Below are 987 nucleotides of genomic sequence, written 5' to 3'. Positions count from 1 at the left end.
CCCCAAATAAAGCTATTAGCTACCCAATAATTACCTTGCTCCTCAACCATGTTAATCATTTTTATGATCATGACTATGAAAGCAATATTTCTGACTAGCGATTCTAATCCTGAAAATACACCTGTCGTCCACCACTCTTTCATCCATGTAAATGACATCTGATTGACTGATAAAAGCTTCAATCCATATTGTCGCATAGAGATATAGGTGGCTAATAAAATAGCTACATTGACAATAATATTTGTCAAAGCAATACCGATAACACCCATATTTAGACTATACTTAAGAGGCCCAAAAAATAAGCTGTCTAGTAATATGGACAGCGCCATCTGCACCGCTAGCAAGCCATAAATGTACTTATCTTTGTTTAAGCTGATAATAACGACTGTCATATATTTGACTAGCGTTGCAAACATGATAGCTATAGTTTCTAATCGAATATACCGAGTCGTTTCTTCAACAATCTGTCTAGACTGCTCCATAAAAATCACAATATTTTGTGAATAGATGAATAAAATTGCAGATAAAAAAGACATAAAGCAAAAAATAACGATAAACCCTGTTTGAACTTTATTTTCAAACTCGTTTTTATCAGATAGAGATTTACCGAAAAGGTAAAATAAGGGTAATATCAATGCTTCCTGAGCTATCTCGTAAATTAAACTTAGCCACAATATTTGACTGGCAATATTAATTCCTGCGTCACTAGGTAACTCGCCGAGAAAATTTACTCTAACGGTTTGATAGAGTGATGGTATTACCATCATTGAGATAAGAGCAATTAACAGTCTAATATTGATGTTTTTGAACATGATTCTTTATCAGAATTAAGACATTTGAAGTAGAGTACGTTATGAAGACCTTTAATAACAATAGTTTTTAAAAAAGGTGCATGGAAAGCACCTTACAAGTGATAAAACCAATCCTAACCCTGCCTTAACCCCAAAATCGGAATGACCAGATCTTCTTCATCGGTCAAATGCTGCG

At 34.1% G+C, this 987-nt stretch carries 1 protein-coding gene; it reads right to left on the bottom strand.

The annotated features are described in order from the left end of the window. On the bottom strand, positions 1 to 767 hold a 767-nt coding region (locus ACS8FD_RS17155; RefSeq protein WP_439276735.1), incomplete at its 3' end, for a hypothetical protein. Between the last annotated feature and the right edge of the window lie 220 nt (positions 768 to 987).

This window comes from Psychrobacter sp. 1U2, assembly GCF_051847575.1.
Note: the sequence above shows the minus strand (reverse complement) of the source record. Positions and strands in the feature narration are given on the sequence as shown.